Here is a 13,487-nt window from a genome sequence, read left to right as displayed (position 1 = left end):
CCGGCCGCATTGCCTGGATCGGGTTTGTGGCCGGCGCCGTTCAAGCCGACTTGAAGCGCGCCATCAATTCGGCGCGGCCCGGATCGGTCAGCGTCGCGGCGGCGCCGAACTCGAGCGGCTTCAGAAGATCGGCGGCCGGATAGAGGATCGGATTGTCCAGCACCTCCTTCGGCAGCAGCGCGTTGACGCGCGCGTCGGTCGAGGGCGCGCCATTGGCAAGATGCTCCTTCACCGCGACCTTCGGGTTCATCAGGTAGTTGAGCAGCGCGTAGCCGGCCGGCTTGTTCGGCGCATCCTTCGGGATGGCGTAGAAGTCGGTCCAGATCTCGCCGCCCTCCTTGCCCAGCACATAGGCGATCTCCGGGATGTCGCGGTGGAGCTGCGCGCCGTCATTGGTCCAGCACATCGTCATCCACGCATCGCCGGCGCGCATTCCCGGCTGGTAGTCGCTCGACACCGCGAACAGATGCGGCTTGACCTTGAGCAGCAGCTCCTCGGCCTTGGCGAGCTCGTCCTGCTTCAGCGAGTTGAAGGAATAGCCGTAATATTTCAGCGCATTGCCGATCGTGGTCAGCTGATAGTCATGCACCATGGTTCGGCCGTCGCCTTCCGCCATGGCCGTGTCCCAGAACTCCTTCCAGCTCGTCATCGGCTTGGCGAGCTTCTTGGTGTTGATCGCAATACCGGTCGTGCCCCAGTTTTTCGGCACGGCATAGATCGTCCCGTCGATCGTGCCTTCCGCCGTGAAACGGGCATCTTCCTGCGAGCCGTCGAAATTGCCGAGCTTGGCCATGTCGAGCGCCTCGATGATGCCGAGCTTCTTGTAGGTCGAGATGGTGTAGTTGGTCGGCACGAACAGGCTCCAGCCCGAGCCGCCGGCCTGCAGCTTGGCAAGCATCTCCTCGTTCGATCCGAAGACGTTGACCTCGACGGCCACACCCGTCTCGGCCTTGAAATTCTCGAAGGTCTGCGGGTCGTGGTAGTTCGGCCAGGTGGCGATCGACATGCGGTCGCCGAGGCTCGCGGCGGCGAACGCCGGCGTCGGCATGATGCCGAGCTCGCGCGCCATGACCGCAGTGGCGACACCAAGGCCGGTGATGCCGAGGAAGTCGCGCCGGCTGATCGAGCCACGCTTGAGGCGCATCAGCTGGTCGACGAATTTTTCGGGGCTTATCGGCAGTCCGTCACGATAGGATTTCGGCATGTTGGTCTTCCCTCTGGTTGGTCCCGTTGTTCTTGGGGTGCGGGAACGCCAGCGGCGCTCCGGCGGCAAAGCCGATGGCGACGGGTTCGCCCGGCTTGAAAAGATTGCCCTGGCCGATCAGGTGGTCGGCCTTGGCGAGCAGTGATCCGATGCCCTGGACCTCGATCGCGTATTCCGCCGTCGAGCCGAGGAAAATCCGGTTGCGCACGATGCCCTTGAGGCTGCCGCCATCGGGCGCCGAGAGACTGAGCGATTCCGGTCGCAGGCTGACGGATACCGCCTCGCCCCTGCTGAGTGGTACCCGCTTGCGTGCAGCGATGACAGTGCCGTCGGCAAGCGCGACCTCGACGAGGTCACCTGACAAGCCCGCCACCTCGCCGCTCAAGAGATTGGTCTTGCCGACGAAGTCGGCGACGAACAGGTCCGCCGGCTCGTCATAGATTTCGCTCGGCTGTCCGAGCTGGATGACACGGCCGCCATTCATGACGCAGACGAAGTCGCTCATCGACAGCGCTTCCTCCTGGTCGTGGGTGACCAGCACGAAGGTGATGCCGATCTCGCGTTGCAGGTTCTGCAACTCGATCTGCATGTCGGTGCGCAGCTTCTTGTCCAGCGCCGCCAGCGGCTCGTCGAGAAGCAGCACCGCCGGCTTGTTGACCAGCGCGCGGGCGAGCGCCACGCGCTGCTGCTGGCCGCCCGAAAGCTCGTGGATCTTGCGGCGTCCGTAGCCGGCGAGCTGCACCATCGCCAGCGCCTCGCCGGCCCGTGAGGCGATCTCGCGCGACGACAGGCGCGGCCTCGCCTGGCGCAGCCCGTAGGAGATGTTCTCCTCGACATCGAGATGCGGAAAGAGCGCATATTGCTGGAAGACCATGTTGACCGGGCGCCGGTAGGGCGGCGTGCCGGCCATGTCGCGGCCGCGGATCAGCACCTGGCCTTCGCTCGGCTGCTCGAAGCCGCCGATCATGCGCAGGCACGTCGTCTTGCCGCAGCCGGACGGTCCGAGCAGCGCGACGAAGGCGGAGGACGGGATGGCAAGGTCGATGCCGCTGACCGCCGTGACGGCGCCGTAGCGCTTGGTGACCGCGCGAAACTCGATATCGGGCACTGCGGTCAAGCCACGGGCTCCAGTGACAGCGTGAGGCAATGTCGTGACGCTAGCAGAGCCAATAGCAGCTAGTATATACCTCGCGGGTGGTATATTTAGCTGATTTTATCGTTTAGAGGGGTATGAATTGGCCTCCCGCAGTGACGACTACAATGCCTTGGCCGCCGTAATCGCCGCGACACGCGAGACCGGCGGCGATCATTTCGGCAGGGCAATCGTCGGCTGGCTGCGCGCACATGTCCGCTTCGACCACTGCGTGATCTTCGGCTATCGGGGCGCTGCGCGGCCGCCGCTCTTGTTCGAGACCTTCTCGCCGGCGGAGAGCCACATCTTCGTCGCGCTCTATCAGGAAGGCCCCTACCTGCTCGACCCCTTTCATCACGCCGCGGTCGAACGCAAGGAGGGTTTCTGGCGGATGCGCGAGCTTGCGCCCGACCGCTTCTATGCCAGCGAATACTACCGCTCCTATTACAGCCAGACCCGGCTCGCCGAGGAGGTCGGCTTCTTCGTCCCGCTGGCCGGCAAGGATGCGCTGGTGCTGTCGCTGATGCGGCTGCGCGCTTCAGGGCCGTTCGGAACCGCCGATGCCAGGCTGCTGCGCGACATGGCGCCGGCGGTGGTCGGCTTCTGCCGGCTGCGCTGGCGGGCTCTGCCGGCCGAAGAGGTAGCGGTCCCGCCCCCGGGCGAGGCCGTCGCAACGGCCAACGAATTGGATCGCGCGCATATCTGGAAGAGCCTGTCGCTGACCTCGCGCGAGAAACAGGTGGTCGACCTCGTGCTCCAGGGGCACTCGACGGAATCGATCGCCAGGGCGCTCAGGATCGTGCCCGGAACCGTGAAGGTCCATCGCCGCAACATCTATCGCAAGCTCAAGATCAAGTCGCAGGCCGGCCTCTTCGCGCGTTTCGTCGAGATTATCGACGCGCGGACCGGCTGAGCTCCGGCTCCACCGGGTCGACGGCCGCAAACACCGCGCTCGCCTCGCTGACGATCGAAACATGATCCCGGGCCGCCTTGCCCGCCGCAGCCGCGTTACCGCGCATGATGGCGGTGACGATCAGGTCGTGTTCCTGCCAGGATTTGGCCAGCCGGCCCGGCAGCATGAACTGCGCGCGCCGGAACGGCGCCAGCCGGCTGCGGGTCGCCACGGTCAAATCATGGATATGCGTGTTATGGGCGCCTCGATAGAGCCTGCTGTGGAACTCGGTGTTGAAATACTCGTAGTCCTCCTCGGCGCCGAGTTGCACGAGGCGCGCCGATGCCTGATGCTCCATCTCCAGCGCGCGGCGCTCGGCGCCGGTCATGCGCTCGGCGGAAAAGCGGGCACAGATCGCTTCCAGCTCGGCCATGCTCTCGAACATCGAGGCGAGATGCTCCTGCGTGACCACGGCAACGATCGCGCCCCGGTTGGGCCGCCTCTCGACCAGGCCGATGGCGCTCAACTGGCCGAGCGCCTCCCGGACCGGCGTGCGCGAAACGTCGAAGCGGGCGGCGAGCGAGACCTCGTCGAGCCTTTCGCCGGGACGCAGATAGCCGGTGACGATGCGGTCCGCGATCGCCCTCACCATCTGATCCACGGTCGTTCCCGACCTGACCAAGCTGCGCTTTCCCGACACGTCTCCTCCCGTCCAGTTATTGCGGCCGGCCCGCAAGGTGGACGGCCCACGGGCTGTTTCGACTCAAGGCCGCATCCCTGTATGCCTAGATTTTGACCTCATTGTCAAACTGGTCTCTTTTCAGGCAAAAAGTGCATGCACTTGCCTCTGGTTTATGCAGGTTCTCCAAAGTCACCGATTGATTTTATTACAGAAAATCGCGCCAAGGAACTGGCACAGCGATTGCATGCACTTTCTCGACAGCACGACAACAGACCCCGTCAGGGTCCAAGAAAGGGGAGCATTCGATATGACCGACAAATTCATGCTTAGCCGCCGCGACCTGCTCAAGTCCTCCGCCGCCGGGGCGGCGCTCGGTCTGGCTTCGGCGGCGTTTCCGATCCGCGCGGCGCGCGCCGCCGCCGCAACCGTCGGCTTCATCTATGTCGGCCCGAAGGACGACTATGGCTACAACCAGGCGCATGCCGAAGGCGCTGCGTCGCTGAAGGGCGTCGAGGGCATTTCCATCGTCGAGGAAGAGAACGTCCCCGAGACGGTCGACGTCCAGAAGACGATGGAATCGATGATCAATCTCGACGGCGCCTCGCTGATCTTCCCGACCTCCTTCGGCTATTTCGACCCGCATATGCTCGCCATGTGCGCCAAGTTCCCTGACGTGCAGTTCCGCCACTGCGGCGGCATGTGGAACAAGGACAAGCACCCGATGAACGCCGGCTCCTATTTCGGCTATATCGGCATGGGCCAGTATCTGAACGGCGTCGTCGCCGGCCACACCACCAAGTCGAAGAAGCTCGGCTTCGTCGCCGCCAAGCCGATCCCGCAGGTTTTGCTCAACATCAATTCCTTCCTGCTCGGTGCGCGATCGTTCGATCCGGCGATCACCTGCCAGGTGATCTTCACCGGCGAATGGTCGCTGGCGGTCAAGGAGGCCGAGGCCACCAACGCGCTGGTCGACCAGGGCGCCGACGTCGTCACCTGCCATGTCGACAGCCCCAAGGTGGTGGTCGAAACAGCCGCCGGACGCGGCGCCTTCGTCTGCGGCTACCACGCCAACCAGAGCCCGCTGGCCCCGGAAAAATACCTGACCGGCGCGGAGTGGAACTGGGCCAAGGTCTACAAGATGTTCGTCGACGACCTTATCGCCGGCAAGCCGCTGCCCAATTTCACGCGTGGCGGACTGGCCGACGGCTTCGTCAAGATGAGCCCGCTCGGCCCCGCCGTCGGCGAACCCGCGCGCAAGCAGTTCGACGCCACGCTGGCCGAAATGATGAAGGGTGGCTTTTCGGTCATCAAGGGACCGCTGAAGAGCAACAAGGGCGCCGTCGTCGCGACCGAAGGCCAGGCCTTCGTCGAGACCGCCATCGAGCTCGAAAGCATGGACTATCTCGTCGAGGGCGTCGTCGGCTCGACCGCTTGAGTCAGTCGCAAGCCGAGGGAGACGGGACATGGCGGACACCGTGAGCGGCCCGGACATGCGGACCATCCTCGATGCCGGGGGATATCGGGCGACGCTCGAATGGATCGCCAGGCGGGCGGAAGCCTTCGTCATTCCGCTCGCGGCGCTGGTCGTCGGCATGGTGCTGTTCAGCCTGTTCATCCTGGCTGTCGGCAAATCGCCGGTCCAGCTCTACGAGACGATTTGGCGGGGCGGTTTCGGCTCCTGGTTCTCGATCCAGAATTCGTTGTCGCGCAGCGCGCCGCTCTTGCTTGCGGCGCTCTGCGTGGCGCTGCCGGCACGCCTTGGCCTGGTGGTCATCGGCGGCGAAGGCGCCATCGTGCTGGGCGGCGTCGCCGCGGCCGCCATCGGCGTGGCGCTGAACGGCGCGCCGTCTTTTCTCGTCATCCTTCTCATGGGCGTGGGGGGCGTGGCCGCCGGCGGCATCTGGATTGGTGCCGTCGGCGCGCTCCGCCATTACCGCGCCGTCAACGAAACCATCTCCAGCCTGCTGATGGCCTACATCGCCATCGCCCTGATGAACCATCTGGTGGAAGGGCCGCTGCGCGATCCCGCCTCGCTCAACAAGCCCTCGACCCAGCCGCTGGCCGACATCTACCGCGTCGGCAACATCCCGGGCATGGAGGTGCATTGGGGCCTCGTCGTCGGCGCCCTCGCCTGCGTTCTCTCCTGGCTGCTGATCGAAAAGACCCGCTGGGGTTTTGCTGCCCGCATCGCCGGCGGCAATGTCAGGGCCGCGCAGGTGCAGGGGTTGGCCGTCGGGCCGCTGATCGTCGGCTTCACCGCGCTTGCTGGCGGGTTCGCCGGCCTTGCCGGCATGCTGGAAGTCGCGGCCGTGCAGGGCAGCGCCAACGGCTCGCTTGCCGCGGGCTATGGCTACACCGGCATCCTCGTCGCCTTCCTCGCCCGCCACAATCCGCTCGCCATCATCCCCGTCGCCATTCTGCTTGGCGGCATCGACGCGTCCGGCGGCCTGATCCAGCGCCGCATGGACCTGCCGGACGCAACCGTTCTGGTGCTGCAGGGCATGCTCTTCATCGTCATCCTGTTCAGCGAGACCTTCTACGGCCGCTTCAAGCTCTTCAACCCCGATCTCTGGCAGAGGCCCGATTTCTTGAAGGGAAATGTCTGATGGAGACGACCGACATCGGCCTCTGGGGTGTTCCGCTCGCCATGCTTGGCGGCGCCATCCGCGTCTCGACCCCCTTCATCTTCGTGTCGCTCGGCGAAGCCATCACCGAGCGTTCCGGCCGCATCAATCTCGGCCTCGAAGGCACGCTGGTGTTCGGCGCCATGAGCGCCTACGCGGTGGCGGTGATGACCGGGTCGCCCTGGCTCGGCCTTTTGGCCGCAGCGGTCGCCGGCCTCTGCTTCGGCCTCTTCCACGGCTGGATCTGCAAATTCCCGAAGGTCAACGACATCGCCATCGGCATCGCCCTGATGCTGTTCGGCACCGGCCTCGCCTTCTTCTTCGGCAAGCCCTTCATCCAGCCCTCGGCGCCGGACCTGCCGGCGATCTCTTTCGGCGCCTGGTCCGACATCCCGCAGGTGCAAGCGGCGCTCAACGTCAACGTGCTGTTCCTGATCGGCGCGGCGCTCGCCGTCTTCCTCTGGTGGGCCTTCCGCAACACGCGCATCGGCCTGATCGTGCGCGTCGTCGGCGACAGTGCCGATGCCGCGCGTGCCATGGGCCTCAATCCCAACACGGTGCGGCTTCTCGCCACCGGAGTCGGCGGCGCGCTCGCCGGCATCGGCGGTGCCTACCTGTCGCTCTACTATCCAGGCAGCTGGACCGAGCGCATCTCGTCGGGCCAGGGGCTGATGGCGGTGGCGCTGGTCATCTTCGCGCGCTGGAACCCGCTCGGCTGCTTTGCCGCAGCGCTTTTGTTCGGCGGCGCCGGCGCCCTGGGCCCGGCGTTGCAGTCGGTCGGCGTCACCCAAGGCTACTACCTCTTCTACGCCGCGCCCTACATCCTCACCCTCGTCATCATGATCGCCACCTCGTCGCCGAGCCGCACGCTCGCCGGCGCGCCCGGCGAACTGTCGATTACCAAATGACCGCGCACCACGAACCGCTCGCGAGACCGGAGTTTTTGCCATGAACGCCAGAGCCGAGATCACCCAGCGCTATATCGAAGCCGATCCCTATCCCTGGCCCTACAATGGCGATCTGAGGCCGGACAACACGGCGCTGATCATCATCGACATGCAGACCGATTTCTGCGGGCCGGGCGGCTATGTCGACCATATGGGCTACGACCTGTCGCTGGTCCGCGCACCGATCGAGCCTATCAAGGCGGTGCTGTCGGCCATGCGAGCCAAGGGCTACACCATCATCCACACGCGCGAGGGCCACCGGCCCGACCTCGCCGACCTGCCGGCCAACAAGCGCTGGCGCTCACGCCGCATCAATGCCGGCATCGGCGATCCAGGCCCGTGCGGACGGATCCTGGTGCGAGGTGAACCCGGCTGGGACATCATCCCTGACCTCTACCCGGTCGAGGGCGAACCGATCATCGACAAGCCCGGCAAGGGTTCGTTCTGCGCCACCGATCTCGAGCTGATCCTCAACCGGCGCGGCGTCGAAAACATCGTGCTCACCGGCATCACCACCGACGTCTGCGTGCACACCACCATGCGCGAGGCCAACGATCGCGGCTTCGAATGCGTGATGCTGGAGGACTGCTGCGGTGCGACCGACTACGGCAACCATCTGGCGGCGATCAAGATGATCAAGATGCAGGGCGGCGTTTTCGGCGCGGTGTCGAACTCCGCCGCGCTCGTCGCCCAGCTGCCGTGAGGAACCGGCGATGAGCGGAACTCCCCACGGCAGGGCGATCGGCGTCGAGACCATCGGCATGACCATGCGCTTCGGCGCCTTCACGGCGCTTGATGACGTTTCCATCAAGGTGCCGGCAGGCTCGTTTCATGCCCTGCTCGGCGAGAACGGCGCCGGCAAGTCGACGCTGGTCAAATGCATGATGGGATTCTACCACCCGACCTCCGGCGACATGCTGGTCGACGGACGCGAGGTCGCGATCGCCAGCCCCAGGGATGCCTCGGCGCTCGGCCTCGGCATGGTCTATCAGCATTTCACGCTCGTGCCTTCGCTCACCGGCGCGGAGAACCTGGTGATTTCGCGCGAGAAGGTGCCCGGCGTCATCGACTGGCGCAAGGAGCGCAGCGCGCTGGCCGCCTTCATGAGCGGCATGCCGTTCAACGTGCCGCTCGACGTCAAGGTTGCCGAGCTCGCCGCCGGCGAGAAGCAGAAGCTGGAGATCATCAAGCAGCTTTATCTTGGCCGCAATTTCCTGGTGCTGGACGAGCCGACATCCGTGCTCACCCCTGGCGAGGCGCAGGAAGTGCTCGGCCTGGTGCGCGGCATGACGAAGGCCGGCGACCTCACTGTGCTGATGATCTCGCACAAGTTCCACGAGGTCACCGCATTCGCCGACGACATCACTGTGCTGCGCAAGGGCAGGCTCACCGGAACCGGGAAGGTCTCGGACCTCTCTCACAAAGCCATGGCCGCGATGATGATCGGCGACCAGCCGATCGCGGCACTCGACAGCCGCTCCGAGCCGAATCCGGACGCCGAGATCGTGCTCAAGGTGAAGGCGCTCAAGGCGCCGGACCGCACGGGCCTCAAATCGATCGACATCGCCGATCTCGGCGTGCGCTCCGGCGAGATCGTCGGCATCGCCGGCATCTCCGGCAACGGCCAGAAGGAATTCCTGGAGGTGCTGGCCGGCCAGCGCGCCCGTGACCGGGGTGAAATAATGGTTCGCGGCACCGCCTATGCGGCAACGCGCACCGAGGCGCGCGCGCTCAATGTCCGCCTGATCCCGGAGGAGCCGCTGAAGAATGCCTGCGCGCCGAGAATGACGGTCGCAGAGAACATCGCCTTCCGCACCTTCGACATCGACGGCAACGGCAGGCCGGTGAGCTGGATCAGCGCCGCCGCCATCAAGGCCTTCAGCGCCCGGCTGGTCGAGCAGTTCAAGGTCAAGACCGCATCGCTCTCCTCGCCGATCGCTTCGCTGTCGGGCGGCAACGTGCAGCGCGCCGTGCTCGCCCGCGAGCTCACCGGCGAGGTCGACCTGCTCATCGTGTCGAACCCCTGCTTCGGCCTCGACTTCTCCGCCGTCGCCGAGATCCGCGCCCGCATCATGAAGGCGCGCAATGCCGGGACCGCGGTGCTCCTGATGTCCGAAGACCTCGACGAGCTCCTGGAGCTCTCCGACCGCATCCTCGTCATGTCCGACGGCGCGCTGGTTTACGAGACGCAGATCGCGCAGGCGAGCGTGCAGACCATCGGCGAGCACATGGCGGGGCATCACTGATGGCCGAAATCGAAGCGCGGCCCTTCGCCTTTGCCTTCCGGCCCGAGACGACGGCGCTCATCGTTATCGACATGCAACGCGATTTCGCCGAGCCCGGCGGCTTCGGCGCCAGCCTCGGCAACGATGTCAGCCGGGTCACGGCGATCGTGCCGACGGTGAGGCGGCTGATCGAAGGTTTTCGCGCTGCAGGCCTGCCGGTGATCCATACCATGGAGTGCCACCGGCCCGACCTTTCGGACCTGCCGCTCGCCAAGCGCGACCGCGGCAATCCCTCGATCCGCATCGGCGATGTCGGCCCGATGGGACGCGTGCTGATCGCCGGCGAACCCGGCACCGCGATCCTCGAGGACGTTGCGCCCTTGCCTGGCGAGATCGTCATCGAAAAGCCCGGCAAGGGCGCCTTCTACGCGACCGGCCTCGGCGACGACCTGAAGCGGCTCGGCGCAAGGCAACTGGTCTTTGCCGGCGTGACGACCGAAGTCTGCGTGCAGACGACGGTGCGCGAGGCCAACGACCGCGGCTTTGAATGCCTGGTCGCCGAAGATGCGACGGAAAGCTATTTTCCCGAATTCAAGGCGGCCGCGCTCGCCATGATCAGGGCGCAGGGCGCAATTGTCGGCTGGACGGCGACCACCGATCAGGTCCTCGAGGGAATTGCGAATGCCTAATCTTGCCTTTGCCGGCCTCATCGGCGGCGGCTGGCGCGAGCTGGCGTTCGAACCTTTCCGCGACGGCGTCGCCGCGCATTGGCTGCTCAGGGGCGGGCCGGCCGAACCGTCCGTCGCGGTGCTTCGCTATCAGCCCGGCGCCGGCGTGCCGCGCCACCGCCATGCCGGACTGGAGACCATCGTCGTGCTGGAAGGCACCCAGAGCGACGAGAACGGCGACTATCCGGCGGGCAGCGTGATCCTCAATCCGGTCGGCACGGAGCACTCGGTATGGGCCAAGGAGGGCTGCGTCGTGCTGATCCAGTGGGACCTGCCGGTGATCATCCTGGGAGAGACGAAATGAGCGACATCCATTTCGACATCGGCAGCCTGCACGCGGCCTACCGGGCTGGCGCGGGCGTTGCCGAGGTGATCGATACGGTGTTTGCCCGCATCGCGGCGGCTGGCGATCCTGGCATCTTCATCCACCTTGCGGCGCGAGCCGAGATGCTGGCCGAGGCCGAGGCGCTCGGCCGGTTCGACCCGGATGCGAAACCGCTGTGGGGCATCCCCTTCGCCGTCAAGGACAATATCGACGTCGCCGGCATGCCGACCACGGCCGCCTGCGCCGAATACGCCTACACGCCGGACAAGGACGCCACGGTCGTGGCGCGCTTGAAGGCCGCGGGAGCCCTGGTCGTCGGCAAGACCAATCTCGACCAGTTCGCCACCGGCCTCGTCGGCGTGCGCACGCCCTGGCCGATCCCGCGCAATGCGATCGATCCGAAAATGGTGCCGGGCGGCTCCTCTTCCGGCTCGGCGGTGGCGACGGCGCGCGGCGTCGTCTCCTTCGCGCTCGGCACCGACACCGCCGGCTCCGGACGCATCCCGGCCGGCCTCAACAACATCGTCGGACTGAAGCCGACCGTCGGCGCGCTGTCCGCGACAGGCGTGGTGCCGGCCTGCCGCACGCTCGACTGCGTCTCGGTCTTCGCGCTGACGGTCGACGATGCCTATGCGGTGTTCTCGGCGGCAGCCGCGCGCGACGCGGCCGATCCCTATTCGCGCGACATCGCCGTCCAGCCGCTCGCGCCGCGCCCGCCGATGCTGAATGTCGGCATCCCGGCAAAGGCCGACCTGAAATTCTTCGGCGACGCCTCGATGCAGGCCGGTTTCGAGGCCGCTCTTGTCGCCCTGCAGGCGCTCGGCGCCAAGCTCGTCGAGATCCCGTTCGGCGACTTCTACGCCACGGCCGATCTTCTCTACGAAGGCGCCTGGGTGGCGGAGCGCTATGCGGCGATCCGCGATTTCTTCGAGGCGAATGAAGCAGCCCTCCATCCGGTGACGCGCAAGATCATCGGCGGCGCCAGGAACCTGTCGGCCGCCGACGCTTTCCGCGGGCTCTATGCCTTGCAGGCCTGCAAGGCGCGGCTCGCCCCGGTTATCGCTACCGTCGATCTCTTCTGCGTGCCGACCGCGCCGACCCACTACAGCGTCGATGCCGTGCTCGCCGATCCGATCGTGACCAACAGCCGCCTGGGCATCTACACCAATTTCGTCAATCTGCTCGACATGTGCGGCATAGCCGTGCCGGCCGGCGCGCGCAACGATGGTCTGCCGATGAGTGTGACCCTGCTCGCGCCCGCCGGCAGGGACGGCCTTGTCGCGTCCCTCGCGCGCGATCTCCATGCCGCGAGCGGCCTCACCCTCGGGGCGACCGGATGGCGGCAGTCGAACGCGCGGCCTGTCGGCGCACCGACCGAGGATGGCACGATCGAACTGGTGGTGGTCGGCGCGCATCTTTCGGGCATGCCGCTGAACGGCCAATTGAAGGAGGCCGGCGCACGCTTCTGCAGGTCGGCGCGGACGGCCCCTTGCTACAAGCTCTATGAGCTCGCCGGCCAGACCCCGCCCAAACCGGGTCTTGTCCGGGTCGGCAATGACGGCACGGCCATCGAGATCGAGGTGTGGCGCCTTTGCGCCGACGCCTTCGGCCGTTTCGTCGCAGCCATCCCGCCACCCCTCGGCATCGGCACCATCGAACTCGACGACGGCACGTCGGCGAAGGGTTTCCTGGCCGAGAGCGCCGGCCTGTCGGCGGCGACGGACATCTCGGCCTACGGCGGCTGGCGCAGTTTCATCGCCAGCACCCGCGAAGCGCAACGACGGCTGGGGGGCCTTTCGTCCAGCTGAACGACAAAGCCCTCCGATTTGGAGGCCGCGGCGCGCCTTGCTGGCCGGGATGCAACCCTGGCCGCCCTTGCGGCGGCGCGTTAACCGTCTATCGTGCGGCTCGAAATCGCCGGATAAGTATCCCTGCGGCAGATTGCGTGACGGAACGGATCTCAGGGATGGACGAAGCAGCGCATAGCCAATGGCCGACAAAACACAATTCGGACTGACTGCCCTCGACACAGTACCCCTGCATGAGAAAGTCTATCTGGAACTGGTGCGGGCGCTGATGTCGGGTCAGCTCCGGCCGGGCCAGAAGCTGACCTCGCGCAAGCTCGCCAAGGAGCTCGGCACTAGCGACATGCCGGTGCGCAGCGCCTTCATGCGGCTGCAGGCGCTGAGAGCGCTGAGCCCGATGCCGAACGGCAGCGTCGAGGTGCCCATGATCTCGGCGGATCGTTTCCACCAGCTGACCGATGTGCGCACGGCCCTGGAAGGCTCGGCCACCGAGCTCGCGACAAGACTCATCAACGGCAACAATCTGCGCGCCATCCGGCGTCATTGCGCCGAGCTCACCCAGGCCGCCCGCAGCGGCGACATCGACGACTATCTGCGCAAGAACCACGACTTCAAATTCTCGATCTACCGCCATTGCGGCAATGAGCAGATGATCTTCCTGATCGAGACGGTGTGGATGCAGGTCGGGCCTTTCCTGCGCAACCTGCGCATCGGCTTCGAGGACGATCTCGCCGGCATCCTGGGTATCGACTACCACGAAGAGGTCGTGGCGGCGATCGAGGCCCAGGACGGCGAGCGGGCCCGCGCCGCCATCGTGCGCGACATCGACGAGGGTGCGAGGCACATCCTCGGCCAGGTGAAATTCCCGGAACTGCGGCATTAGCCGGCGGGCCGCTGCTACCGGCGCACCCGTGCCATCGTGG

Annotated in this window: 13 protein-coding genes; 10 read left to right on the top strand and 3 right to left on the bottom strand. The window is 66.0% G+C overall.

What is annotated here, in order from left to right:
- Positions 1–40: 40 nt before the first annotated feature.
- Together EN874_RS13020 and EN874_RS13015 are read right to left on the bottom strand one after the other, a co-directional pair.
- A complete protein-coding gene (locus EN874_RS13020) occupies positions 41–1,204 on the bottom strand; it encodes a spermidine/putrescine ABC transporter substrate-binding protein (RefSeq protein WP_127425101.1) in 1,164 nt (387 codons plus the stop codon).
- Positions 1,185–2,321: an ABC transporter ATP-binding protein gene (locus EN874_RS13015; RefSeq protein WP_127425100.1), complete on the bottom strand. Its 1,137-nt coding sequence runs from the start codon at positions 2,319–2,321 to the stop codon at positions 1,185–1,187. The genes EN874_RS13020 and EN874_RS13015 overlap by 20 nt, the downstream gene beginning before the upstream one ends.
- 118 nt (positions 2,322–2,439) lie before the next feature.
- Here EN874_RS13015 and EN874_RS13010 point away from each other — a divergent pair, with 118 nt between their 5' ends.
- Complete coding sequence (locus EN874_RS13010; RefSeq protein WP_127425099.1) at positions 2,440–3,249, top strand: LuxR C-terminal-related transcriptional regulator; 810 nt, start codon at positions 2,440–2,442, stop codon at positions 3,247–3,249.
- Here EN874_RS13010 and EN874_RS13005 read toward each other — a convergent pair.
- Positions 3,227–3,880 (bottom strand): GntR family transcriptional regulator, encoded by a 654-nt coding sequence (locus EN874_RS13005; protein ID WP_168247487.1) that lies wholly within the window; start codon positions 3,878–3,880, stop codon positions 3,227–3,229. The two genes, EN874_RS13010 and EN874_RS13005, sit on opposite strands and share 23 nt — an antisense overlap.
- 337 nt (positions 3,881–4,217) lie before the next feature.
- Here EN874_RS13005 and EN874_RS13000 point away from each other — a divergent pair, with 337 nt between their 5' ends.
- The 9 genes from EN874_RS13000 to EN874_RS12960 all read left to right on the top strand — a co-directional run bounded on the left by EN874_RS13000 (position 4,218) and on the right by EN874_RS12960 (position 13,447).
- Positions 4,218–5,345: a BMP family ABC transporter substrate-binding protein gene (locus EN874_RS13000; protein WP_127425098.1), complete on the top strand. Its 1,128-nt coding sequence runs from the start codon at positions 4,218–4,220 to the stop codon at positions 5,343–5,345.
- Between the two features lie 55 nt (positions 5,346–5,400).
- Positions 5,401–6,516 carry an ABC transporter permease gene (locus tag EN874_RS12995; protein WP_245513566.1) on the top strand — a complete coding sequence of 372 codons (1,116 nt, stop codon included), beginning with the start codon at positions 5,401–5,403 and terminating at the stop codon, positions 6,514–6,516.
- Positions 6,516–7,442 (top strand): ABC transporter permease, encoded by a 927-nt coding sequence (locus EN874_RS12990; RefSeq protein ID WP_127425096.1) that lies wholly within the window; start codon positions 6,516–6,518, stop codon positions 7,440–7,442. The genes EN874_RS12995 and EN874_RS12990 overlap by 1 nt, the downstream gene beginning before the upstream one ends.
- Positions 7,443–7,482: 40 nt before the next feature.
- Positions 7,483–8,184 carry an isochorismatase family cysteine hydrolase gene (locus EN874_RS12985; protein ID WP_127425095.1) on the top strand — a complete coding sequence of 234 codons (702 nt, stop codon included), beginning with the start codon at positions 7,483–7,485 and terminating at the stop codon, positions 8,182–8,184.
- 10 nt (positions 8,185–8,194) lie between these two features.
- Positions 8,195–9,727: an ABC transporter ATP-binding protein gene (locus EN874_RS12980; RefSeq protein ID WP_127425094.1), complete on the top strand. Its 1,533-nt coding sequence runs from the start codon at positions 8,195–8,197 to the stop codon at positions 9,725–9,727.
- On the top strand, positions 9,727–10,395 hold the full coding sequence (locus EN874_RS12975; RefSeq protein ID WP_127425093.1) for an isochorismatase family cysteine hydrolase: 669 nt from the start codon (positions 9,727–9,729) through the stop codon (positions 10,393–10,395). Before EN874_RS12980 ends, EN874_RS12975 begins: the two co-directional genes overlap by 1 nt.
- A complete protein-coding gene (locus tag EN874_RS12970) occupies positions 10,388–10,738 on the top strand; it encodes a cupin domain-containing protein (protein WP_127425092.1) in 351 nt (116 codons plus the stop codon). The genes EN874_RS12975 and EN874_RS12970 overlap by 8 nt, the downstream gene beginning before the upstream one ends.
- Complete coding sequence (gene atzF / locus EN874_RS12965; protein WP_127425091.1) at positions 10,735–12,567, top strand: allophanate hydrolase; 1,833 nt, start codon at positions 10,735–10,737, stop codon at positions 12,565–12,567. The genes EN874_RS12970 and atzF overlap by 4 nt, the downstream gene beginning before the upstream one ends.
- Positions 12,568–12,748: 181 nt before the next feature.
- Positions 12,749–13,447, top strand: a complete 699-nt coding sequence (locus EN874_RS12960; RefSeq protein ID WP_127425090.1) for a GntR family transcriptional regulator — start codon at positions 12,749–12,751, stop codon at positions 13,445–13,447.
- Positions 13,448–13,487 lie beyond the last annotated feature (40 nt).

It is taken from the genome of Mesorhizobium sp. M1D.F.Ca.ET.231.01.1.1 (genome assembly GCF_003999155.2).
Classification (GTDB): Bacteria; Pseudomonadota; Alphaproteobacteria; order Rhizobiales; family Rhizobiaceae; genus Mesorhizobium.
Note: the sequence above shows the minus strand (reverse complement) of the source record. Positions and strands in the feature narration are given on the sequence as shown.